This is a genomic window from Flagellimonas algicola (genome assembly GCF_005937185.1).
In the GTDB taxonomy this organism is placed as follows: Bacteria; Bacteroidota; Bacteroidia; order Flavobacteriales; family Flavobacteriaceae; genus Flagellimonas; species Flagellimonas algicola.
The window spans coordinates 29860-54249 of sequence record NZ_VCNI01000005.1 but is presented as its reverse complement, the minus strand read 5'-3'; the positions used below and the strand labels follow the sequence as shown (position 1 = coordinate 54249).

Below are 24390 nucleotides of genomic sequence, written 5' to 3'. Positions count from 1 at the left end.
TTCTCCACCTCTTCGTTCTTCTTATCAAAGAATTGGCAGGATTGCAACGCAAAACACATTGTTAACACACCAAGGGCAAGCCTTGTCATTTTCATTTTTGTTCCAATAAGTTTTCCCATTTGGCAATGTTCTTTTGATTCATCCGAACAAACTCATCTTTTTCCAGTTTTTCAGCAATTTTTAAGGACCTCTTAGCTGAAGCAATTGCAGATTTGTAATCCCCCAATTCAGCTTCCACCAAAGATTTCACCCTATGAAAATAATAGGTGTCACCTCCTAGTTCCAGGGCCTTGTTCAAATAGTCCAAAGCTCTTCTGGGGTCTTTATGCTGTTCTTGGAGATAGCGTGCCGCCTCATAATAGGTTTGAGCAGTAGGCGATTCATTCAACTTTATTGAAATTTCCCTTTCCATCTGGGCATGCGTATCCACTTTAAAGGGGATTGCAACTTGAGTGTTTGCCCAAACCAATTTCATTTGCACGGAATTATGGGATATGTCATCAAAAGTGATTAAAAAGTTCTCTTGATGGCCCGCCATTTTTTTTGGCCGCACCGAAATACGAAAAAGATCTTCCACTGGATTATAGTTTTTTCGACCATCCCCCCAATGAGTCAAATTGGTATGGAATGCAATTTCCCAAGCATTGGATTCCGGAAAGGCATATAGCGCATAAGTCCCTTTGGGAAGGACTTTTCCCATTACCTCCATTTCTGTATCCACAGTAATTTTTGTGGACTCATTGGCCCCAACACGCCAAATCCGGCCGTAAGGCACCAAACCTCCAAAAATAGTTCTGCCTCTAACGGCGGGCCTGGAATAGCGGACTGTGATCTTAGAAAGTCCAACCGCTTGTTCGACCACTGATGCTGGACTGGCTTTAGGATGTGTGAGCTGTGCTGTGAGCTCCGTTATTGACAATACAAACAGCAATCCAAAAATGCTCAAAGTCAGTTTTCGTTGCCCCATTCTGATATCAATCTAAGTCAATTTCCCAATCATCTGTTCTAAAAGCTGAAGCAGGTAAGCCCTCTTGGTTGAACAAGTTTGGTAACGCCTTGTCATAAAAAGCAAACCTTACCGCTACGGGCACCTTTACATTTCGTGAAGAAACTTCCACCCTGTTTCCCTTGATTCGTGCCCTGGCTTCGTGAAACTCCTTGTCCTCACCAGCAATATAAAACTCCTGCAAAGTTTTGCCTTCCATCTTCAGACCATTTTCAGCATGCTCAAAATCCAATATTATCTTATTCTTTTTGATTTCCATGCTTTTATACACAGGGCCACTATAGGTTAAATCCTTTACACCATAGGTTTGGGCCAAAGCCCATAATGCCAATCGCCTGCCCACTTCCTGTTTATTGATGGGGTGAATATCTTTCAGATTACCTATGTCATTGGTAACGGCCATGCCTGAATTTGGTACGGATTTCATGGTGTACAACTGGGCATCTCGAACCACTGCGGCTTTGATATCTTTTTTCTCCTTGTCATAATCGAATGGGGCAATTTGGGCAAAGTAGAAGGGAAACTCCTTATTCCATTGTTCTCTCCAAGATTTGATGAGTAAAGGGAACGATTTGTAATAGGATTTGGAATTGGCTCTATTGGATTCGCCTTGATACCAAATGGCTCCTGCGATATTAAACTTGCTCAATGGGTGAATCATAGCATTATAGCAATCCCCAGGCTTTTCCGGCCGCCATTGATTTGCGGGAACCTTTTTTGCCGCAGGTCCAAGGTCGGCATCCTGTTCTATCAAAGCATCTGGAATCCAGACCTCCACTGGAGTTCCTCCCCAATTGGAACTGATCAAACCCACTGGTACGGATAAATCATTGTGTAGTTTTCTCCCAAAAAAATAGGCCACAGAACTAAAGTTCTGCATGGACTCGGGTGTACAAGCAGACCATTGACCAGGTGTATCATCCTGTGGGGTATCGGATTTTCGCTGCGGTACCTGAAAAAATCTAATGTTCGGGTAATGGGCAGCCGCTATTTCTTCTTTGACATTATCCAAACCCATATTGGGAGTCCACTGCATGTTGGATTGGCCCGAAGCTATCCAAACCTCCCCAATCATAACATTGGACAAAATTAGCTCTTCGTGTCCTTTGACGGTGACCGTATAAGGTCCACCTGCGGTTGGGGTGGGCAATTGAGCCGACCAAACACCCTGATTGGCCTTGGTTTTGACCTCAATATTGTCCCAAGAACCAGAAATTGTAATCGTTTCACCTGTATGGGTAGTCCATCCCCAAATGGTTGTAGTGGATTGTTGTTGGAGTACCATGTTATCCGAAATAATGGTCGGGGTCCAAATCTTGGCCAAGGCCAAATTTGTACAGCATAGAAAAATGAAAAAAGCTAGTCTTCCCATAATGAGGTTTAATTGGTTGCTATTTTAGAAATGAAGTTATTCCCCTATTTGGGGATTCCCAAAAGGTACAAAATAACTCCGGGACCGGATTTAACCCTTTGGATTTCCCAATGGTAGGTATCACCTTGTTCCAAAGAAGCCACCAAAGCTTCCATTTCCTTGACAGAGTAGGTTCGAAGAGAGGATACAATGCCATCCCACAGCACAAACAAGGGAACAATAGGAATGAGATAGGTAAACAGCAAACGACCCAACTTGAAGGGCCTTATAAAAGGGGTGGTCAACACAACACTGATAGGTGAGAACAACATGGCCAAAATACTCGGAACACTTCTTTCCTGAGCTTCAAAAACACCAATACCTGAACCGGCATTCACCGCATTTTGGAGAATTTTTCTAGCATCGTCTGGTTTAAAATGATGCAGGGAGAGGAACTGTGTTCTCAAACCTTGTAGATTGTCAGGCACATTCCTGGCATCAACAGGGGCGTCCATAAAATCAAAGTTTTCCGCCTGCTTTTGGGTATATTTAAATGCACTGATGTTGGGGTAAAAATCGGTCAAAACTATTTTTAAGCCGGGATTGGATTTCAACAATTCCGAATTCAACCAAAGAAGGCCACCACCGCCGCCAGAACCCAAATCCACAATGGTATCTTCACCGCAAGTTTTCAGCCCTCTTTCCAATACTGGAACAATGGGCTTGTACATTTTGGTTTTGTTGGAAAGAAATTGCAGAAAATCTGTACCGTAATTGCGCAGAAAAGCGGGAAACCACTTTTGATCCTCAAATTCGAACAGATGAATTCTTCCCATAATTGGGCAAGATAAAAAATTACTTTTTTGATTCCGAATCCAATACTACAGACCCTACAATGCGATCATGAATCGCCTGTTTTTTATCCGATCCTGTAACCGTGAGCAATGAAAGCCATCCCAATAAGGATTTAACCAGGAATCTTATTACTGCCAAGGGAAAAATAAGGTTCTTTTTGGTATCATTTTCGCGTTTTACTACAATTCCACTATAGCTATGCCCCAAGGTTCCGCCAAAAGCACTGGTGAAAATTGGATCATACAAAACGAAGATTACAACAAAAGCCGCCATCCGGACATAGTCCGGTACTGACTCAAATGAGGCAAACAGTTCTGAGACAAGATACATGCAGCAAATTAAAACAACCCCATCTATTACTACAGCTTTGACCCGATTAGGTAAAATAGCATATTCCATGGGTTAACTTTTAAAAAAGGAATCTACAAATTCATATTTATTGAATACCTGCAGGTCTTCTATGCCTTCTCCCACTCCAATATATTTGACGGGTATTTGAAATTGATCAGAAATTCCGATGACCACACCACCTTTGGCCGTACCATCCAATTTGGTGACCGCCAAACTGGAAACTTCTGTTGCCTTGGTAAACTGCTTTGCTTGTTCAAAAGCATTTTGTCCTGTTGAACCATCCAAAACCAAGAGCACGTCATGCGGGGCATCTACTATCACCTTTTGCATAACCCGTTTCACCTTGGAAAGCTCATTCATAAGGTTGACTTTGTTATGTAATCTGCCAGCTGTATCTATAAGTACAACATCAGCCTCCTCGGCCACGGCAGAGTTTAGGGTATCAAAAGCAACGGAAGCCGGGTCACTTCCCATTTTTTGTTTTATTATGGGTACGTCCACCCGATCGGCCCAAACTTGCAACTGGTCAATGGCAGCCGCCCTAAAGGTATCCCCGGCTCCAAGTACAACCTTTAGTCCTTGATTTTTGAACTGGTGCGCCAACTTCCCGATTGTGGTGGTCTTCCCAACTCCATTTACGCCAACCACCATGATCACATAGGGCTTTTTGTCTTTTGGAACTACAAATTCTGTATCCTCTCCCACGTGGGTTTCAGACAATAAACTAGCAATTTCTTCCCGTAGGATCGTGTTGAGTTCATCTGTTCCCAAATACTTGTCCTTGGATACCCGCTCTTCAATTCGTTCAATAATTTTCAGCGTGGTGTCCACTCCAACATCTGATGTCACCAGAACTTCCTCCAAATTATCCAACACCTCATCATCTACTTTGGATTTACCTGCAACGGCCTTCCCCAATTTTCCAAAAAAACTGGTTTTCGACTTTTCCAGACCCTTGTCCAAAGTCTCTTTTTTATCAGAGGAAAAAATGTTTTTAAATAGGCTCATAAGCAATCTTCATCAAGCTCCAAAGATAGGAAAGTAAAGGCATAAAAAAAGCCGCTTACTAAGCGGCTTTCAATTTCTTCGACTACTGATTATTTTTTATTTAACCAGTCGTTTACCAATTCTGGTGCCATAACTGACTCCACAAAAGTATAGGCTCCTGTTTTTGGAGACTTGACCATTTTAATGGCCTTGGTCAATCTTTTGGATGATGACTGAAGCGTTGCTACTGTTTTCTTTGCCATGGCTTACTTATTATTACTTTGAATCTTACTTCGTAAAATCCGAATTACTTAATTTCTTTATGAACTGTCATACGCTTAAGAATGGGATTGAATTTTTTGATCTCCATTCTATCTGGCGTGTTCTTTTTGTTTTTGGTTGTGATATATCTAGAAGTACCTGGCATACCAGACTCCTTGTGCTCTGTACACTCCAAAATAACCTGAACTCTATTTCCTTTCTTTGCCATTGTCTTGAACTTAAAATCTTGTCAACCTATTTTTTGGAATTGATTTCCTTTAAAACAGCAGAGATTCCTTTTTTATTGATGATTTTTAAACCTTTGGATGAAACGTTAAGGGTTACCCAACGGTCTTCTTCCGGGATGTAGAATTTCTTTTTGGAAATATTCGAGTCAAACCTTCTCTTGGTTTTATTGATAGAGAAGGAAACGTTATTTCCAAACATCACCTTTTTTCCTGTAACTTCACAAACTTTAGACATCTCCCTAACTTTTGAGTGATTTTATTGAGGCTGCAAATTTATGCCATTTATGCGGGACGGACAAAATTCTTTTTCAGAAATTTAAAATTTCTTTCCAAAGCATTTCAAACGCTCTATTTACTGAGCGGTTCACGATACGTTCCCGGTTCTTGCCAATGGTAAATTTCTGGGCAAATGTATCATTTGGAGTGGCAATGGCGATATAAACCGTACCCACTTCAGCGTCGGAATCCCCTTTGGTGGGTCCAGCGTTACCTGTTGTGGCTATGGAAAAGTCAACATCCAACAGATTTTGGACATTTTTTGCCATGGCTATGGCTACTTGTTCGCTCACCACCGAATGCTTTTCAACCATATCTTGTGGAACTTCCAGTACCTTAATTTTGGTTTCCGTCGCGTAACTTACCACACTCCCTTTAAAATAGGCCGAAGCCCCTGGAACAGCCGTAATTTTTTCTGCTATTTTTCCCCCGGTAAAACTCTCAGCGGTGGCCAAGGTCAATTTTTTTTGGGTCATGACCTTTCCTATCTGTTGCTCAATGGAATCTCCATCCTCCTCCCCATAAATAATATCCCCAATTAATGTGTAAAGGTGTTTTACCTCTTTATCCACAGCACTGACAAGCGCATGCATATCTGGGCCTTTAGCCGTTAGACGAAGTCTAACTTTTCCCAAATTGGGCAAATAGGCCAGTTTTACATAGTTGGGAAGGTTGTCCTCCCAGTCTTCAATTTTATCGGCCAACGCACTTTCTCCCATTCCATAGGTAACAATGGTCTTATGATATATATGTGGCCGCTCAAACTCCTCCGTAATCTTGGGAATAACCAAACTGCGAATCAGGTGTTTCATTTCAAAAGGCACTCCAGGTAAGGAAACAAAGACCGTTTCTCCGCGTTTCATCCATAATCCTGGTGCCGTTCCATTGGGATTTTGAAGAACGACTGATTTAGAAGGCACCAAAGCCTGTTTTCTATTCAATTCGGAAATGGGTGTGGAAAAGTACTTTTTGAAGAGTTCCTCCACATTTTTAAGTACGGCGTCATCTTGTACCAGTTCATCATCCAAAAACTCACAAAGGGTATGTTTGGTAATGTCATCTTTGGTTGGCCCCAATCCCCCAGTCATTATCACAATGGAAGATCGGGTTCCTGCAGTTTCCAGAACATCCAAAATTTGCTCCCGATCATCTTGCACGGAGGTTATTTGATGAACGGATACACCAATTTTGTTGAGTTCTTTTGCTATAAATGTAGAGTTGGAGTCCACCACCTGTCCAATGAGAATCTCATCCCCAATGGTTATGATTTCTGCCTGCATTTAAAGATCAAAATCTTTTTGAAGTTCGGACACTACCTGAAGCACATCCTTCTTTAGGAGGGGAAATTTTTGCTCAATTTCGTCCATATTGGCCGTATTCTTGCCCAGGGTTTCAATCTCAAGAGCGGTAGCACGGGTCTGTTCCATTCCCAAAAGATCCACATTGGGTTTTATCTTGTGGGCCAGCTTGTAAACATTTTCATAGTCCCGCGCTCCTATGGCCGTTTCCAGGCCTTCCAAGTCAACGGGAACTTCTTCCAAAAACACAGAAATAACAGATATTACGAAATCTTGGTCGCCTTCCGCCATTTCATTAATCTTGTCGAGGTTGTAAATCATTATTTCACATTAATTTCAAATAACTGCTCTCCTTCCAGCATCCCTACAAGGTAATCATTTGGGCTTACTTTACCAACACCCGCAGGGGTGCCCGTGAACAAAATATCGCCCTTTTTCAGCATAAAATAGGTGGAAACATGGGCAATAAGCTCATCTATTTTCCACAGCATCAAGGAAGTATTGCCATTTTGCACTTCCGTTCCATTTTTTATTAATTGAAATGATAATTTGTCAACATTTTCGTACGAATTTTTCAGCTTCCACCTACCAACGATTGCTGAGCCGTCAAATCCCTTTGCTTTTTCCCAGGGCAAACCTTTTGCCTTTAACTTGGATTGAAGGTCTCTTGCGGTGAAATCGATTCCCAATCCAATTTCATCATAATAGGTATGGGCAAATTGTGGTGCGATATGCTTCCCCACTTTTTTGATCTTTACCAAGACCTCTACTTCGTAATGGATGTCTTCTGAAAATTCTGGGATGTAAAAATCCTGCTCCTTGGGCAAGATGGCGGAATCGGGTTTGATAAATACTACTGGTTCTTCCGGTCGTTCGTTGTTCAACTCATCAATATGCGCAGCATAGTTCCTTCCAATGCATATCAGCTTCATTCCCTTTTGTGATTTTGATTATGACAATTTATTGTTCAGTTTGCTCAACTTTATTTGGGTAAGTACTTTTTTGGTGTACAAAGGGAAATCTGCATTTAATATCCAACCAAAGTAACCTGGTTCAGATTCCATCACCTCATCTACCGTTTTGCCCTTATGCTTCCCAAAGGCAAATATGGGTCGCTTTTGATCATCTATACCGATGAATCCCGCAAAATCCAAAGACTGTTTCCGTGTAGTGAATTCCGAAAGCTTTTTCACATTGTTCTCCAGCTCTGGATATCGGTCCAATTGTGATAAGAGCACCTCATAAGTTGCCAAAGTATCAGCTTCAGCACTATGGGCATCATCCAAATTTTTATCACAATAGAATTTATAGGCGGCTTCCAGTGTCCTTTTTTCCATTTTATGGAAGATAGTCTGAACATCTACGGAAACCATATTCTTCATATCAAAATCCACTTCGGCTCGAAGCATTTCTTCGGCTAGCAAGGGAATATCAAATCGGTCTGAGTTATATCCCGCCAAATCACTATCCTTAATCATTTTATAGATTTCCTTGGACAGCTGTTTAAATGTTGGTTCATTGGCCACCTTTTTGTTGGAAATACCATGCACTGCCACCACTTCTGGTGGGATGGTCATCTCCGGATTCACTAACCAGGTCCTACTTTCTTTGTTACCATTGGGAAAAACCTTTAGTATGGAAATTTCTACAATTCTGTCCTTGGCCACATTAATTCCTGTAGTTTCCAAATCAAAAAAACAGATTGGCTTGGTAAGTTTTAACTCCATAAAATTTTACTTCGATTTAGAAAATAACCAAGTTAGCAATTCAGGTTCTTCAAAGGTGTTGTCCCAACTATTGTGACCTACGCCGGGATAAACGGTATATTTCACATTAACCCCTGATTGCTCCATGGCCTTCACCATGTCTCCCGAACAATTTTCAGGTACTACTTCATCTGCATCTCCGTGAAATACCCACCAATGCGGTTTGCTCAATTTATTACTTATGTTGGGATTGGCTCCACCGCAAATTGGAAATGCGGCGGCAAACATTTTTGGATTTCTTCGCACCAATTCAAACGTACCCATGCCACCCATGGAGAGTCCGCCTATATACAACCTATTTTTATCCAGCTTGTAGTTCTTTTTCAAATATTTTATAAGGCCTTCAAGCAACAGCATATCCTTTGTGGGTTTGGCATTTTCGTAAAAGATAAATTCCCGATTCCCGAAATCCCCTCTAACATCTATTTTGGCCCAAGAACTTTTGGCGGCGCATTGAGGGAACACCACAATGGCCTTCTGCCGTTCCCTTACCTCCTTTTTTAAAAACAGCCCTGAACCATGGACCAGTTGCGACTCGTTATTGTTACCTCGCTCCCCCGAGCCATGTAGGAACAGTATTAAAGGGTACTTTTGCTTTGGATTATAGTCTTTTGGCAAAAGAAGCCTATAGGGTAAACTATCCCCATCTTTCACAAAATGTTTTTTCTGGTAAACTGATAAGTCTTGGGCGTTCATTGAGAAGCAGAACAAAATAAGAAACCCTAAAGCTAGGGGCATAAACTGTTTCATGGATTGATGAATTAATTCAACCCCTAAAATAAGCATAGTGAAATGAAAAAGGCCTTTTTTGCGGTCTAGATTTCCCGATTAATATCCCAAGCTTCCAAATAATCGGCAACGGTCTTCACAAACATGCCGCCTAGAGCACCGTTGACCACCCTGTGATCATAGCTATGGGAGAGGAACATCTTACTTCGGATACCAATATACTCCCCTTGATCGGTTTCAATTACGGAAGGCATTTTTCGGATGGCGCCCAAGGCAAGGATACCTACTTGGGGCTGATTGATAATGGGGGTACCAAAAATACTTCCGAAAGATCCTACGTTGGTCACGGTATAGGTTCCATCTTGAACCTCATCTGGCTTTAATTGGTTGTTTCTGGCCCTGTTTGCCAAATCGTTTACGGTTTTGGCCATACCCACCAAATTAAGTTGGTCGGCATTTTTAATGACCGGAACAATAAGATTGCCATCCGCTAAAGCAGCAGCCATACCTAAATTGATGTTCTTCTTTTTGATGACTTTGTCCCCATCCAAGGAAATGTTCATCAAAGGATATTTTTTGAGCGCCATGGCAACCGCCTCCATAAAAATGGGTGTAAAGGTAAGTTTCTCCCCTTCCCTTTTCTGGAACGAGTCTTTCATTTTGTTCCTCCAGTTCACCACATTGGTCACATCCACTTCTACAAAACTTTGTACATGGGCTGATGTGGTTATGCTCTCTACCATGTGGTGGGCAATCAACTTGCCCATACGGCTTAACGGAATGATCTCATCCCCGCTGGATACCGGTATCGGTGCAGCCTTGGACTCCTCCTTTTTAGGTTTTACAGGAGAAGGTGCAGCTTCTGTAGTTTCAGGGGCAGCAGCAGTAACTGGGCTACCGTTGGATGAACGATGTTCCAAAAATGCCTTGATATCGTTTTTTGTGACCCTGCCTTCTTTGCCTGTTCCTATTATAGTTTCCAATTCTTCCATGGAAACGCCCTCTTCCTTGGCAATGTTCCGTACCAGGGGCGAGTAAAATCTTTCGGAAGACCCAAAATCAGGGGTTGGGGCTGCAATGGATTCTTGTACTTGGGATATCTGGCTTTCAAGTTCCGCTGCCGGAACCTCAATCGCTTCTTCGGGTGTTGTAGTATCTTGTCCGTTTGACGCTGCCTCCACAACTTGATCAGTTTGAATAACAGCTACTACCTCACCAACTTTGATCACATCGTCCACGTTGAAACGCTTTTCCAAAAGTACACCCTCTACTTCACTGGGCACCTCAGAATCCACCTTATCCGTGGCAATCTCAAAGATGGCTTCATCCATTTCAATAGTGTCGCCCACTTCCTTCAACCATGTAGTCAATGTTGCCTCGGCAACACTTTCTCCCATCTGCGGTAACTTCAATTCAAATTTTGACATATTCTTATTTAACGAACGGATATCGACCTTTATTTTGCAAAAATAATAAAGAAATCCGCTTATTCTTAATTTTTATGCATTATTCTGTCACTATCAACTTGCCTTGATCGCGTTTTCAAACGGAATTCTATTCAAGATGCTCCTACCCAAAGTGACTTCATCTGCATATTCCAGTTCATCTCCTACTGAAATCCCACGGGCAATGGTAGAGGTAGCAACTTTTAATCCCTCCAGTTGCTTATAGATATAGAAATTGGTGGTATCTCCTTCCATAGTGGAACTCAAGGCAAAAATCAGTTCCTGTACTTCCCCTTGTTTCACCCTGTTGATCAAAGGAACAATATTCAAATCTTGCGGCCCAACACCTTCCATAGGAGATATTTTCCCGCCTAACACGTGGTACAGCCCTTTGTATTGGGAAGTACTCTCAATGGCCATAACATCCCTGATGTCCTCCACAACGCAAACCAAGGTACGGTCACGTTTGGGACTGGCGCATATCTCACAAATCTCCGTATCTGAGATATTGTTGCATGTTTTGCAAAAATTCACCTCGTTTCTCAGTTTGGACAAAGCCTCCACCAAGTGATTTGTCTGCTGTTCGGGCTGCTTCAACAAATGCAAGACCAATCGAAGGGCCGTACGTTTGCCAATGCCCGGCAATTGGGACATTTCGTAAACGGCATTCTCCAAAAGCTTAGATGAAAAATCCATAGTTCTGGTTATCCCACAAAATTACGATTTTACGGTTACCAATTTACTTTTGTACTTTGCAATTCAAATTCCTCTTATGTCCGCATTTCAGATCCTCTTGCTCGTTGGCGCCTATTTCATGGTGCTGATGCTCATTTCGTATTTTACAGGTAAAAACGATAGTAACGCAGATTTTTTTAAAGCTGGGAAACAATCACCTTGGTACCTAGTGGCCTTTGGCATGGTGGGAGCCTCACTTTCCGGGGTAACTTTCATATCGGTCCCCGGATGGATAGAAGCTTCCCAATTTGGGTATATGCAAGTAGTTTTGGGGTATCTGTTTGGCTATTTTGTGGTGGCCTACGTGCTTCTGCCCCTCTACTATAAAATGAACCTGACTTCCATTTATGAGTACCTCCTGGAACGATTTGGTGTGGTAAGCCACAAGACAGGAGCTTTCTTTTTCTTTATTTCCCGGGTGTTGGGAGCGGCCTTTAGGTTGTATTTGGTCGCTATAGTGCTTCAACAGTTCGTCTTCGACGATTTGGGAGTTCGGTTTGAATTTACTGTAGTTATATCCATTCTTTTGATTTGGATCTATACCAACCGAGGTGGCATAAAGACGATTGTTTGGACGGATACGCTTCAGACCTTGTTCATGATATTGGCCGTTGTGCTTTCCATTATCCTGATCAATAGGGAACTGGACTGGAGCTTTGGCGAGTTTTTAGTTTCAGAAGAACTAAAAGCCTATGATAAATTCCTGTTTACCGAGAGTTTTCTGGATAGAAACCACTTTGTAAAGTCCTTTATCGGGGGTATGTTCGTTACCATTTGCATGACGGGGCTTGATCAGGACATGATGCAAAAAAACCTTACGTGCAAATCTCTAAAAGATGCCCAAAAGAATATGGTTTCCTTTAGTTTGGTCTTGGTTGGGGTCACTTTTCTGTTCATGCTTCTGGGTGCTCTATTATTCATCTACGCGGGCAAAAATGGGATTTCCATCCCGCTAATGGACGGTAAACCCAAATCTGACCTATTGTTTCCTGAGGTGGCTTTGAACAGCGGTTTGGGCATAACACTCTCCGTTACTTTTATGTTGGGACTTGTGGCTGCTGCCTACAGTAGTGCAGATAGTGCCCTCACCTCTTTGACTACGTCATTTTGTGTGGACTTTTTGGAGGTAGAGAAAAAAGAGGAATCCCGTCAAAAACAAATACGTAAGCGAACGCATATCATCATGAGCATAATGCTTATTTTGGTTATCATCGCATTTAAGTACATACTCAACAGCAATGTTATTGATAGTTTGCTTACTGTGGCCGGATACACCTATGGCCCACTGTTGGGTCTGTTTGCCTTTGGGATTCTCACCAAACAAAAGATTCACGATCGGTGGGTGTGGTTGGTAAGTGCTCTTTCTGTTGCGATTATTTGGGTAGTGGCCAATATACCTTCGGAATACTTGGGTGGATATGTTTTGGGATATGAATTATTGCCGTTAAACGGCCTTTTGACCTTTTTTGGACTTTGGCTTATCCGAAAAAAAGGAGAAAAAGTTAGTACTGTCCAGTAGCCAACAAGACCAAGGTGCAGGAATTTTCCACCAATATTCCGGCATCTTCCAAAATTCTAACAAATTCAGGGTTTTCTGTACCTGGGTTAAAAATCACCCGTTTGGGCTTTAAATCCAGTATGTCTTGGTAGTATTCTTTCTGCCGCAAAGGATTGAGGTACAAAGTAATGGTGTCAACATTAGGAAAATCATCCAGCTTGGTTTTAATTTGTATTCCGGAAACGTTCCCTTCCCTTACCCCAAAGGCCATTGTCTCAAGGTTGTTTTCAACTAATCTACGAATTACAAGATTGCTATATCTAGCGGGATTTAAGGACGCCCCAAAAACAAGTGTCATAAGCATTTGTTAATTTATATGTTAAACTGACATAAAGAATGTAACTATTAAAAAAAAAGCCCGTCTATTGTACGTACAAAATTAAGCATTGGTAAGTCTGTATTTTTTTATAGTTAATGGTTAGTGTTTAGTATAGCTTATCAATGTATTTGGCCCTGGCATTTCGGTTTATACTGAAAGTCAGGGCCTATTTTTTTCACAAACTTCGATTTTTGTCAGCATAAAACTCCCTGCCTTACAAGCCATTATCTTTTTTGTGGTTGTTAAAATATGTTAAACCCAAATAGAAATGTAACATTCCCCGTTTAACGTCGTCTTGTAGACAACATCAATCAATCAAAAACAAACAGCTCATGAAAAGAGTAATCTTTCTTTTTGCACTACTCCTGTGCATCATTTTACCTGAAAACCTTAAAGCCAATAATGATAACGAACCGCCGGTGGGTTCCATTTCCGGAACTGTTGTGGACAACGCCCTGAACCAACCTGTGGCCTATGCGGCCATTGTGGTTAAATCTGAGGATGGTTCCGAAACCATTACTGGAGGAATCACCACAGAAGATGGTACTTTCGAAATCAAAAAGCTTCCAGAGGGAAATTTCGTGTTGGAAGTCCAGTTTATTGGTTACAAAACGCATTCCCAAAAATTGGTTATTACCAAAAGGAATAGAAAAGTGGATGTGGGAACCATTACCCTTGTGGAAGAGACAGAAGAACTTTCAGAGGTGGAGGTAGTTGCGGAACGCACCACAATTGAGCAACGTGTAGACCGTAAAGTAATCAATGTTGGAAAAGACCTGACCACTGCTGGAGCTACGGCTTCAGACATAATGAACAACATTCCCTCCGTAAACGTTGATTCCCAAACTGGGGATATCACCATGAGGGGAAACAGCAACGTAAGAGTGATGGTAGACGGAAAGCTCTCCAATGTTCCTGTTGCGCAATTACTGCGTCAAATTCCATCTACATCCATTAAATCCATCGAATTGATCACGAATCCTTCAGCCAAATATAACCCTGAAGGGATGAGCGGCATCATCAATATTGTGTTGCACAAAAATGCCAACATAGGTTTCAATGGTAGTATTACCACAGGATTGACCAAGGGTATTGAGGCCAAATTCAATAGTTCCATCGATATGAACTACAGAAATGGCAAGTTCAATTTTTATGGCAACTATGGTAACAATATTGGTAAATACGTGAACGATGGGCATATTCTAAGAGTAGACGAGAACTCTGTTCAGGACTTTGATTTTTTCAACAACAACAAATCACATTTGTACAAGGTTGGGGTTGATTTTTACCTGAATGACAAAAACACTATCTCAGTTTTCACCAATCAGAACATTTTTGACGGGGAGGGAGAAGGAATCACGGCCATAACCTATAGGGATGACCTAGCCAGAAACCTAACACAATTTTTCTCTGACGTTAGCGACAATCGCAGCGAGCAGTACAACTTTGATTACAAACTGGATTTCAAAAAGGAGGGTCACAATATTGAGTTGGAAGTAGACCACAACCGTTTTGAAAACAATCAAGATGCCGACTTTAGGACCACTGGAGCCAGTTTGTTCCCGAATTATATGGATTTTGTGGACACCGAACGTACACAAACCATTGCCAACTTGGATTATGTGAATCCGCTCGATAGCATCTCCAAACTGGAGATTGGTGTGGAATCAAGAAATTTTGAAACCAATGTGGGCTACAATTCCACAGGATTGTCCTTTAATTCCGATGGAGATCTAGTGCCAACCCCAAGCACCGATTTCGATTATAATATGGATGTGTATTCTGCTTATGTGACCTTCGGTCAGAACAGGGAAAAGTGGTCATACCAGGTTGGAGCAAGAATAGAAAACGTAGAGGTGCAGGCCGATACCAATAGACTTCGTGCATTTACGGATAAATACACGGAAATATACCCCTCAGCCTTCCTGACCTATAAGCCCAATGATAAAGATCAATTGCAGGTGAGCTATAGTAGAAGGGTTGATCGGCCAGGTCTTGGGCAGGTAAATCCCATAAGGGAATGGGCCACTCCACTGATTTCGTCTTTTGGTAATCCTAGTTTGGTGCCACAGTTCACCAATTCCTATGAGACCAACTACACTAAGCGAATCAAAAATGGTAGCATTACTGCGGGAGTTTTCTATAGATCTATTTCTGATGAAATCAACCGAGCTGTTTACGTAGACCGATTGGACTTCAACAAATTGATCTTAACGTTCGATAATTTTGCCAAGACATCAGCCTATGGCTTTGAAATGTCTGTTAACTATAAGCCTGTAAAATGGTGGAGCATAAATGGAAGTTTTGACTATTATTCACAAACCAATCGTGGGATTACGGAAAGTTTAGTGGGTGATAATCCAGACCCAACGGAAAATGATATTCTGGTTGAAAACGTAGAGGTAGACAATAATGCCTGGAACCTGAGGATGAACAATAGCTTTACGGTTACCAAAAAACTTACCATGCAGTTGTTCGGTTTTTACCGTGGACAAAATCAAAACATACAGTTTACCATAGAGCCTATGTACTTTGTGAACCTAGGTGCACGATACAGCTTTGCACAAGGAAAAGGCACCATCAGCTTGAATTACAATGATATCTTCAACAGTATGATGTTCCAATTTGATGGGCAACGTCCTTATGTGCAGGACGGTGGTTTCAATTGGGAAAGTCATAACGTGTACGCCGGGCTATCCTACCGATTTGGTGGTGGAAAATACAGAGCCAAACAACGTAAGCGAAGAGATGACAATACCAAGCAATCAGGCGGAGGAATTCTATAGCATAATCTTGGTATTCCTTGACAGAGTGTTGGTTGGTTAGTCTTCAAGGTCTATCATTTAAAAACCCCAATTTCCTTCGGAAGTTGGGGTTTTGTTTTACTTCTTGTTACTTTCAAAACCATCTATACTGGTCGTATTCTTTTTTTGCCAGTATTTTTCCAAACCTTTATCACCTTGTTTTTCAGCCCAGTCCAGAAGTCCTTGTCGTTGGGTTTGATACTCCATTAGCGGTACCCCCATCCCACAAGAAATCTGTACTTTTTCTATAGCCACATCCACTAATTGTCTGCTTCCAGCTATTTTTGGAAACAACTGGATGTACTTGTTCCAGTTTTCATTTTCGGTACCGTATACCTTTGCTTTTCCGTACAGTCGTAGAATTATTGGATCTCCCTCAAAAGCACAAAACATAAGGGTAATTCGGTTATGGTGACTGAGGTGAATGGCCGTTTCATTACCACTTCCGGTAAGATTGAGCCATATAACCCTGTTTGGATCTAATACCCTTAGCGAATCCAGACCTTTTGGCGAAAGATTGATGCTACCTTCCTTCATGGCCGTGGCCACGAAGAACATTTTTTGCTTTTCTATGAATTCGGTCAAGGGCGGAGTTAGACTATTTAGTTGCCTGCCCATACTACCATCTTATGATAACACTTCCCCAGGTAAACCCGCTACCAAAAGCTGCCAAGACTACCAAATCACCTGCTTTTACCTTGCCAGCCTCCCATGCCTCGGTCAAGGCAATAGGAATAGATGCAGCTGTAGTATTCCCATATTTCATGATGTTATTGAAGACTTGATCATTGGAGAGTCCAAATTTCTTTTGAACAAATTGGGAGATGCGTAAATTGGCTTGATGTGGAATCAGCATATCAATATCTTGTGGTCCAAGCTGGTTCTTTTGAAGTCCTTCCATAATCACTTCACTAAAGCGTACCACGGCATTTTTAAAGACAAACTGGCCATTCATGTATGGATAGTATGAAGTGTCCTCTGGATCTTTGTCGTCAATAATATCGGTTATCCATCTTTTGCCCATTCCAGGGGCAATTAAGGAAAGTTCCTCTGCATGTTGACCTTCGGAATGTAGGTGGGACGAAAGAATTCCTTTGGAGGTATCCTCCTCGCGCGTCAGTACGGCTGCACCTGCCCCATCGCCAAAGATTACGGATACACCCCTGCCCCGGGTAGTCATATCCAAACCATAGGAATGTAATTCAGAACCAATAACAAGTACATTTTTGTACATGCCACTTTTGATGTATTGGTCTGCTACAGAAACCCCATATACAAAACCAGAACACTGGTTTCTAACATCAAGCGCCCCAACCGTTTTGATTCCCAAATCCCTTTGGACCAACACTCCTGGCCCTGGAAAATAGTAGTCTGGGCTTAAGGTTGCAAAAACAATAAAGTCAATATCATCTTTATCTATTCCAGCACGTTCAATGGCAACCTTGGCCGCCTTCACACCCATGGAAGTAGTGGTATCCGTTCCTTTTACCACATGACGACGCTCCTTGATTCCTGTTCGTTCCTGTATCCATTCGTCACTAGTGTCCATCACCTTGGACAAATCATTATTGGTAACCACATTTTCGGGAACATAATACCCGAGTCCAGCTATTTTGGAATTGTACATAAAGTATGCTTTAATCAACTCTTGCCAAACCAGCAAAAGCTATTTCGTGGAAAAGTAAAAAATATATTCAAGCTAGTAGTTATATCTCACAAAAAATAGAATAAGGGATTGCCACCCAATAGGCCATAACGGAGAACGCACTACCGGGCGATAGTGCGTTTCCAACAACCTAACCAATAAACAAACGTGTTATAGCATGAAGTTTTCATAGCAATCTTCCTCCATAACAGTACAAATATACAATTTTGTTTATTCTTTTTCTATTTTTGTTAAACAAAATTATGTTAAAGTTTAACGTTGCCCTGCGATGTCAGTTTGTCAGCTTTGTAATTCTGGTATTTTTTTTGTCATGCTTTGGAAAAAGAAAACTATTTAACAATGGCTACAGGCAAAATCAATGTTTCCGTAGAGAACATATTTCCCTTAATCAAGAAATTTCTATATAGTGACCATGAAATCTTCCTTAGGGAACTTATTTCAAACGCCACGGATGCAACCTTAAAATTGAAACACCTCACTTCCATTGGTGAGGCCAAAGTAGAATATGGCAACCCTCAGATTGAGGTCAAAGTGGACAAGGACAACAAGCAAATCCTTATTGTTGATCAAGGTATCGGTATGACGGCTGAGGAAGTAAAAAAGTACATCAACGAGGTGGCTTTTTCCGGAGCTGAGGAGTTTTTGGACAAATACAAGGACGCCGGAAAAGATTCAGGAATTATAGGGCATTTTGGACTTGGTTTCTACTCAGCCTTTATGGTGGCAGATAAGGTAGAGATCATCACCAAGAGTTTTAAGGATGAACCAGCGGTTCATTGGACCTGTGACGGATCACCGGAATTTACCCTGGACGAAACTCAAAAAGAAGAACGAGGAACGGAAATTATTCTTCATGTTGCCGAAGATTCCACGGAATTTTTGGAAGATGCCAAAATAAGGGAGTTGTTGACCAAGTACAACAAGTTTATGCCCATCCCTATAAAATTTGGAACCAAAACCGAAACGCTTCCAAAACCGGAAGATGCCAAGGAAGATGATCCAGCTCCAACCCAGGAAGTGGATGACATCATCAACAACCCCAATCCTGCGTGGACTAAAAAACCCACAGGCTTAAAGGAAGAAGACTATAAGAATTTTTACAGGGAGTTATACCCCATGCAGTTTGAAGAGCCTTTGTTCAACATTCATTTGAATGTGGACTACCCTTTCAACCTAACCGGGATTTTGTATTTCCCCAAATTGACCAACGACCTCAACGTTCAAAAAGATAGAATCCAACTCTACCAAAACCAGGTTTTTGTTACCGATAATGTAGAGGGAATTGTACCCGAATTCTTGACTATGCTTCGTGGAGTCATTGATTCCCCTGATATTCCATTGAATGTTTCCCGTTCCTATCTTCAAGCTGACGGTGCAGTGAAAAAGATTTCATCCTATATCACCAAAAAAGTTGCGGACAAGCTGAGTTCCCTTTTTAAGAACAACCGCGAGGATTTTGAACAAAAATGGAACGATATCAAGGTAGTGATCGAGTATGGTATGCTTTCCGAAGAGAAATTCTTTGAAAAAGCGGACAAATTTGCCCTGTACCCTACCGTTGATGGTTCCTTCTTCACTTTTGAGGAATTGGAAAACAAAATCAAGGACAATCAAACAGATAAAGACGACAAATTGGTAGTGCTATATGCTTCGGACCAAGAGGCTCAGCACAGCTATATAGAAGCTGCCAAAGCCAAAGGTTATGAGGTATTGCTGTTGGATTCCCCGATTGTTTCGCATCTTATGCAAAAGCTGGAAACTTCTAAAGAGAATCTCTCTTTTGCCCGTGTGGATGCGGACCACTTGGACAACTTGATCAAAAAAGAGGATACCGCTATTTCCAAACTTTCCGACGAAGAGAAAGAACGTCTCAAGGAGGATTTGGAAAAAGTTGTCCAGGAAAAAGGTTATACCATACAAATGGAGGCCATGGATAGCAGCGCTTCCCCATTTATCATTACGGAACCAGAATTTATGCGCCGCATGAAGGAAATGCAGCAAACTGGTGGTGGTGGAATGTTCGGGATGGGCAATATGCCAGAAATGTACAATTTGATCGTAAACACCAACCACGAATTGGTGGGTGAAATCCTAAGTACCAAAACGGCTAAAAAACGGGAGCGTTTGATCAATCAATCCCTGGATTTGGCACGTTTGTCCAAAGGATTGCTCAAAGGTGAGGAGTTGACCAACTTCATTGCTCGTAGCTATGATATGATCAAGTAGATATACAGATGATGTCAGTTCGAGCGCAGTCGAGAACGTCTTAAATGACTATCCAAACATATCTTGGCTCCACTCGAACTGACATTTTTCCTTCTTTTTAAGCCCACCTCTTATTAAAGTAGCGTTTAAGGACAAAGGCTTGGAAACACACCATGATTCCTATAGCTCCTATCATATAGCTAAAGGTTTTTGAGATCTGAAGTTGTGGCATTTTTGTTGAAAACCAACTTTTTGCATCGGACAATAGCTGAATAACTTGTCCCTCAGCAGGGGTTGTTGCCGAATTGGTGGTGAACAGATAGAACCCAAAAATTCCCAACATGCCCAGAGCAATTAAAATGGACTGCATGGACATCACGGGTTTATATTCGGCCATAGATTGCTGAAGCTTGGTCACTTCCTGCATTACCACGTAAGTAAAATTGGATGATGGAGTTTCCAACGGGGCCTCTTCCATCATTTTATCCACTAGTCTTTCCAATTCTTTATCCTTGTCCATAACTTTGTATTGTTTCTGGTTCCAATTGATTCTTTAAAATAGCTCCTAGCCGATTTCTGGCCCTAAACAGTTTTACCTTGGCCGTGTTAGGACTTAGATTCAATGCCTTGGCCATTTCCTTAAGGTCTTTTTCTTCAAAATAAAATAGAGTAAGCAAAGCAGCATCTACCGGCGACAATTGCTGTATACATCTTTTAATGGTTGCAGCCCGTTCTTGCATCACCATTCCGTCAAGGGCATTGCCCATTTCCATCACCGCCTCACTTCTAACCTCATCAATGGGCATATTTTTAAGCTCTTTTTTATGCTTTTTAACTCGATCCAAACAAGTATTGTATGCAATTCTATAAATCCAGGAAGAAAGTTTGGCATCGCCCTTAAAATTCTTTAAGGACTTAAACACCTTTATAAAGGTATCTTGGGCCACTTCCTCCGCCTCTTCCCTATTTTTCAAGGTACGTATGGCAACCGTAAACACCAAGTCCTTATACTGATCTACAAGGACGGAAAATTCCTGTGTATCCCCATTTAGAATGGCAGCAATATCCGGTTGGTTTTTCGTTTGCTTCATTTGTAGAGTAAGACGATGTTGGAAGGCCCTAGGTTACATTAAAGTTAAAAAAACCATCGTGCTTTTGGATATTCCATAATTTATAAAACCGTCAGTTCGAGTTTTTTCCGATGGAAAAAGTATCGAGAACATGGGTTTTGATCTAAAATTCTAATTCTCGAAACAGTTTTTCAGGGTAAAGCCCTAAAAAACCACTCGATTTGACGAATTGTTATCCAAAATGCACCTCTGGAAAAAAAATCACCTGAACTGTAACCTCAACAAAAAAAGTGTCGTCCTATGGCAAAACGAGTTTATTAATCAATTAAAAAACGAACACAATGGCAGAAGCAATTTTAATTCCAATCAGTTTTTTTCTGGTAGTTTTCGCAATTTGTTACCTCTATTTTTCCACTCGCAATAAAGAACGATTGGCCTTAATAGAAAAAGGGGTGGATGCCAGTATCTTTTTTAAATCCAAGGACGATAGCGAACTATCCACCTGGAAAATTGTATTGATCAATTTTGCGGTTCTTCTCATGAGTATAGGAATTGCCATCTTTTTAGGCTCCTCCATGGTTAACGGTTTGGACTTGGATGAAGAGATAGCCTTTCCTGGAACCATTTTTCTAATGTCAGGTGTGGGTCTTATGGTAGGCTTTTTCATCACCAAAAGGTTCGAGAAAAAGGGATAAATAAAGAATATCTTTCTGTTAAAGACCATCGGTAATCCCGGTGGTTTTTTTATTTTCATCCTATGCGAATCACCTCTACCAATTTGGGAAAACCCACCCCTATAGTCTGGAACGGACAGGAAACCACTACCGGAATCTTTAAATTCCCCGTGGACCAGCCGCTTACCTTGGAATCAGAAAGCGTTGCCAAAGACACTATTAGCGACAGAAACGTACATGGAGGCATCTTCAAAGCCTGTTATCTTTTCGCAAAAGAGCAATATCCCTATTGGGAGGAAAAATACCCACACTTGGATTGGGATTGGGGCATGTTCGGCGAGAATTTGACTGTGGAAGGCTTGGACGAGGCCACCCTTAAAATTGGAAATGTCTACAAAGTAGGCACTGCCTTGGTTCAAGTTACCCAACCTCGGGAGCCTTGCTTTAAATTAGGAATCCGTTTTGATGACCAGGACATCTTAAAAACCTTCATTGATCACGGGTATCCAGGAACTTATATACGGGTTTTACAAGTTGGTCAAGTCCAGGTAGGAGATGAATTTGTTTTGGTCGAGGAATCACCCAACCCATTGACTACCCAGCAATTTTATCAACTGCTTTTTAGTCGGAAAAAAGATCCGGAGCAGATACAGTTGGCTTTAGAAAATGAGGCCTTACCACAACGGAAAAGGGACAAACTTCGGAGGTTTCTGAAATAAGTTCAAGCTCAAATAGTTGAAAATGGAAAATGAAAAGTTGAAAACGGCTCATCCCAACAAATATCCAGAATCCAGCATCCAGCATCTCTTGTCTTGGGTCTGATGTCCGATGTCCGATGATTGTAAGTGGAAAGTTGAAAACGACTCACCCCAACGAACATCCGGCATCCAGCATCTCTTGTCTTGGGTCTGATGTTTGATGTCCGATGTCCGATGTCCGATGTCCGATGTCCGTTGATTGAAAATGGAAAATGAAAAGTTGAAAACGGCTCATCCCAACAGATATCAAGCATCCAGCTAATTGAAAACTCAAAATTTAAAATTACTCCTTGTTCATTGTTAACTGCTCATTGAAAACGGGCATCCGTCAATTGAAAACGGGCATCCGTCAATTCAAACAGGGTATACGTCCATTTGGCTGTAAAAATAGTACGCGGCTTGTGTACTTTTAGACCTTAGTGCAACAGAACCATTGCAATCCAAGATTACGATTGAAGTGATGTAATTAGTTAGTGTTCTTTTTGGCCTGTCGGGTGCAATGGGCTTTTCTTTTCCCGGCAGGTCTTTTTTGTTTCTCCATAAAAAAAAGAGGCCCAAAACTGGGCCTCCCTCAAAACTGAATTTAACTAAACAAACTTATTTTACGCTGATGGTCTCCTTATAGGTACCAGATTCGTCCACTACTACTACAGTATAGCTGTCTTTAAAGGCCTTTTCAAAATTGAAAGCTTTTTCAACCACAAGTTCTCCGCTCACAGTTTCTTTGAAAACCAGCCTGTTTTGACTGTCATATACTTTTAGAGTTACTTTCTCCTTGGATAGGTTCAAAAGGTTCACAAACAATTTTTCCCCTTTCTTTACAAATACAGGATCAAGTTCAATGTTGATCAAATTTTTCTCTACCTCGCTTTTTGCAGGTCCGTTTGCATATCCCATTGTACCCAAAAGGAATGCTGCTACTGTAACATAATTCAAAACTGATTTCATAACGTTTCGTTTTTTTAATAATTACAAGACAAAACTACTATGGCAATTCAGCTTCCAACACTACCCCATTTTCCAATTTATGTTCAATTTTACCCTACTGGGCATGTTAATTTGACGTTAAGGTTAAAATAGCACATATTTTAGGTAATTTTGCATAGCAGCTTGGTTTAAAGCACCTTAACTTTACAGTACCAAATAAAATTGAACGCGATGAAACAAAAGCCCGCTTTTGAAGCTATTGAACCTACTTTTGGGCACTCGTTCACCTACCAAAAGTTTAACGAGAACAACGAAAACAAAAACAATGCCTGGCACTATCACCCAGAATTGGAGTTGGTATATATAAACGGAGGATCGGGAAAAAGGCAAATTGGTAGCCATGTTTCCTATTTCAGGAACGGAGATTTGATCTTGATCGGGTCCAATCTACCCCATTGTGGTTTTACCGATAAATTAACTGGCAATAAAAGTGAAACCATTGTACAGATGAAATTGGATTTTCTGGGAAATGACTTCTTTGACATCCCGGAAATGAAGAACATCCAAAAACTGTTTGAGGTAGCCAAAGGAGGTATTGCGTTTTCCGGTAAAACCAAAGTCAAGGTGGGTGAAAAAATGGAAATCTTGGAGTATCAGACCGATTTTCAGCGCTTGCTCTCTATCCTGAACATTTTAAACCAATTGGCCACCTCGGAAGAAATCAAAGTGTTGAATGCCGAAGGTTTTTCTATGGAAACCGAGGTCAAGGACAATGACCGAATCAATATTGTTTTTAACCATGTAAAAGCTAATTTCAAGGAGGATATAAGCTTGGAAGAAATTGCAGATTTGGTCAGTATGACCGTTCCTTCCTTTTGCAGATACTTTAAAAAAATAACCCATAAAACCTTTACACAATTTGTGAATGAGTATCGATTGGTGCATGCCTCCAAACTTTTGGCGGAACAGCCCATCAGCATAACAGAGGTATGCTATGAAAGTGGATTTAACAATTTTTCCCACTTTAATAAAAGTTTCAAGGCCTTTACAGGTCAAAATCCATCGGAGTACAGAAACCAACTGAGAAAAGTCCTCAAATAA

General features: G+C 41.3%; 27 protein-coding genes. 6 read left to right on the top strand and 21 right to left on the bottom strand.

Going from position 1 to position 24390, the window contains the following annotated elements; translation table 11 throughout:
* Positions 1-91 precede the first annotated feature (91 nt).
* The 15 genes from FGG15_RS18800 to recR all read right to left on the bottom strand — a co-directional run bounded on the left by FGG15_RS18800 (position 92) and on the right by recR (position 11269).
* Positions 92-967 (bottom strand): DUF2911 domain-containing protein, encoded by an 876-nt coding sequence (locus tag FGG15_RS18800; protein ID WP_138839247.1) that lies wholly within the window; start codon positions 965-967, stop codon positions 92-94.
* Positions 968-974: 7 nt separating this feature from the next.
* Positions 975-2378: a sialate O-acetylesterase gene (locus FGG15_RS18795; protein WP_138839245.1), complete on the bottom strand. Its 1404-nt coding sequence runs from the start codon at positions 2376-2378 to the stop codon at positions 975-977.
* A 44-nt stretch (positions 2379-2422) separates the two neighbouring features.
* Entirely contained in the window at positions 2423-3193 is a 771-nt protein-coding gene (locus FGG15_RS18790) for a hypothetical protein (RefSeq protein WP_138839243.1), read from the bottom strand.
* Between the two features lie 19 nt (positions 3194-3212).
* Positions 3213-3611 carry an RDD family protein gene (locus FGG15_RS18785; protein ID WP_138839241.1) on the bottom strand — a complete coding sequence of 133 codons (399 nt, stop codon included), beginning with the start codon at positions 3609-3611 and terminating at the stop codon, positions 3213-3215.
* A 3-nt stretch (positions 3612-3614) separates the two neighbouring features.
* Positions 3615-4571, bottom strand: coding sequence for a signal recognition particle-docking protein FtsY (gene ftsY / locus FGG15_RS18780; RefSeq protein WP_138839239.1), 957 nt, complete (start codon positions 4569-4571; stop codon positions 3615-3617).
* 89 nt (positions 4572-4660) lie between these two features.
* Positions 4661-4813 (bottom strand): DUF4295 domain-containing protein, encoded by a 153-nt coding sequence (locus FGG15_RS18775; RefSeq protein WP_073181591.1) that lies wholly within the window; start codon positions 4811-4813, stop codon positions 4661-4663.
* A gap of 44 nt (positions 4814-4857) precedes the next feature.
* Entirely contained in the window at positions 4858-5040 is a 183-nt protein-coding gene (rpmG, locus tag FGG15_RS18770) for a 50S ribosomal protein L33 (protein ID WP_014033526.1), read from the bottom strand.
* A gap of 26 nt (positions 5041-5066) precedes the next feature.
* Positions 5067-5294, bottom strand: coding sequence for a 50S ribosomal protein L28 (gene rpmB / locus FGG15_RS18765; RefSeq protein WP_138839237.1), 228 nt, complete (start codon positions 5292-5294; stop codon positions 5067-5069).
* 73 nt (positions 5295-5367) lie between these two features.
* Positions 5368-6615 (bottom strand): competence/damage-inducible protein A, encoded by a 1248-nt coding sequence (locus tag FGG15_RS18760; protein ID WP_138839235.1) that lies wholly within the window; start codon positions 6613-6615, stop codon positions 5368-5370.
* Positions 6616-6954, bottom strand: coding sequence for an Hpt domain-containing protein (locus FGG15_RS18755; protein WP_138839233.1), 339 nt, complete (start codon positions 6952-6954; stop codon positions 6616-6618).
* Positions 6954-7565, bottom strand: coding sequence for a fumarylacetoacetate hydrolase family protein (locus FGG15_RS18750; RefSeq protein WP_138839231.1), 612 nt, complete (start codon positions 7563-7565; stop codon positions 6954-6956). The genes FGG15_RS18755 and FGG15_RS18750 overlap by 1 nt, the downstream gene beginning before the upstream one ends.
* Before the next feature lie 18 nt (positions 7566-7583).
* On the bottom strand, positions 7584-8360 hold the full coding sequence (locus tag FGG15_RS18745) for a 3'-5' exonuclease (protein ID WP_138839228.1): 777 nt from the start codon (positions 8358-8360) through the stop codon (positions 7584-7586).
* A gap of 6 nt (positions 8361-8366) precedes the next feature.
* Entirely contained in the window at positions 8367-9149 is a 783-nt protein-coding gene (locus tag FGG15_RS18740; protein WP_237561879.1) for a carboxylesterase family protein, read from the bottom strand.
* Between the two features lie 65 nt (positions 9150-9214).
* Positions 9215-10555 (bottom strand): dihydrolipoamide acetyltransferase family protein, encoded by a 1341-nt coding sequence (locus FGG15_RS18735; protein ID WP_138839226.1) that lies wholly within the window; start codon positions 10553-10555, stop codon positions 9215-9217.
* Between the two features lie 93 nt (positions 10556-10648).
* Positions 10649-11269: a recombination mediator RecR gene (gene recR / locus FGG15_RS18730; protein ID WP_138839224.1), complete on the bottom strand. Its 621-nt coding sequence runs from the start codon at positions 11267-11269 to the stop codon at positions 10649-10651.
* A 76-nt stretch (positions 11270-11345) separates the two neighbouring features.
* Between recR and FGG15_RS18725 the strand changes: the two genes are divergently transcribed.
* Positions 11346-12827, top strand: a complete 1482-nt coding sequence (locus FGG15_RS18725; RefSeq protein WP_138839222.1) for a sodium:solute symporter — start codon at positions 11346-11348, stop codon at positions 12825-12827.
* On the opposite strand, the gene FGG15_RS18720 is transcribed toward FGG15_RS18725, so the two are convergent.
* Entirely contained in the window at positions 12811-13170 is a 360-nt protein-coding gene (locus tag FGG15_RS18720) for a CoA-binding protein (protein ID WP_138839220.1), read from the bottom strand. The two genes, FGG15_RS18725 and FGG15_RS18720, sit on opposite strands and share 17 nt — an antisense overlap.
* A gap of 347 nt (positions 13171-13517) precedes the next feature.
* Here FGG15_RS18720 and FGG15_RS18715 point away from each other — a divergent pair, with 347 nt between their 5' ends.
* A complete protein-coding gene (locus tag FGG15_RS18715; protein WP_138839218.1) occupies positions 13518-15971 on the top strand; it encodes a TonB-dependent receptor in 2454 nt (817 codons plus the stop codon).
* Positions 15972-16067: 96 nt separating this feature from the next.
* On the opposite strand, the gene FGG15_RS18710 is transcribed toward FGG15_RS18715, so the two are convergent.
* Both FGG15_RS18710 and FGG15_RS18705 read right to left on the bottom strand, forming a co-directional pair.
* Positions 16068-16607: a pyridoxamine 5'-phosphate oxidase family protein gene (locus FGG15_RS18710; RefSeq protein ID WP_138839216.1), complete on the bottom strand. Its 540-nt coding sequence runs from the start codon at positions 16605-16607 to the stop codon at positions 16068-16070.
* A 1-nt stretch (position 16608) separates the two neighbouring features.
* Complete coding sequence (locus tag FGG15_RS18705) at positions 16609-17616, bottom strand: 3-oxoacyl-ACP synthase III family protein (protein WP_138839214.1); 1008 nt, start codon at positions 17614-17616, stop codon at positions 16609-16611.
* A 378-nt stretch (positions 17617-17994) separates the two neighbouring features.
* Here FGG15_RS18705 and htpG point away from each other — a divergent pair, with 378 nt between their 5' ends.
* A complete protein-coding gene (gene htpG / locus FGG15_RS18700) occupies positions 17995-19881 on the top strand; it encodes a molecular chaperone HtpG (protein ID WP_138839212.1) in 1887 nt (628 codons plus the stop codon).
* Between the two features lie 97 nt (positions 19882-19978).
* Here htpG and FGG15_RS18695 read toward each other — a convergent pair whose 3' ends face one another.
* Positions 19979-20380, bottom strand: a complete 402-nt coding sequence (locus tag FGG15_RS18695; RefSeq protein ID WP_138839210.1) for a hypothetical protein — start codon at positions 20378-20380, stop codon at positions 19979-19981.
* Positions 20367-20951 (bottom strand): RNA polymerase sigma factor, encoded by a 585-nt coding sequence (locus tag FGG15_RS18690; RefSeq protein ID WP_138839208.1) that lies wholly within the window; start codon positions 20949-20951, stop codon positions 20367-20369. The genes FGG15_RS18695 and FGG15_RS18690 overlap by 14 nt, the downstream gene beginning before the upstream one ends.
* A gap of 320 nt (positions 20952-21271) precedes the next feature.
* Here FGG15_RS18690 and FGG15_RS18685 point away from each other — a divergent pair, with 320 nt between their 5' ends.
* Both FGG15_RS18685 and FGG15_RS18680 read left to right on the top strand, forming a co-directional pair.
* Entirely contained in the window at positions 21272-21625 is a 354-nt protein-coding gene (locus FGG15_RS18685) for a DUF6249 domain-containing protein (protein ID WP_138839206.1), read from the top strand.
* Positions 21626-21687: 62 nt separating this feature from the next.
* Positions 21688-22323 (top strand): MOSC domain-containing protein, encoded by a 636-nt coding sequence (locus FGG15_RS18680; RefSeq protein ID WP_138839204.1) that lies wholly within the window; start codon positions 21688-21690, stop codon positions 22321-22323.
* 636 nt (positions 22324-22959) lie between these two features.
* Here FGG15_RS18680 and FGG15_RS18675 read toward each other — a convergent pair.
* On the bottom strand, positions 22960-23310 hold the full coding sequence (locus FGG15_RS18675) for a hypothetical protein (RefSeq protein ID WP_138839202.1): 351 nt from the start codon (positions 23308-23310) through the stop codon (positions 22960-22962).
* A 210-nt stretch (positions 23311-23520) separates the two neighbouring features.
* Here FGG15_RS18675 and FGG15_RS18670 point away from each other — a divergent pair, with 210 nt between their 5' ends.
* Positions 23521-24390: an AraC family transcriptional regulator gene (locus FGG15_RS18670; RefSeq protein ID WP_138839200.1), complete on the top strand. Its 870-nt coding sequence runs from the start codon at positions 23521-23523 to the stop codon at positions 24388-24390.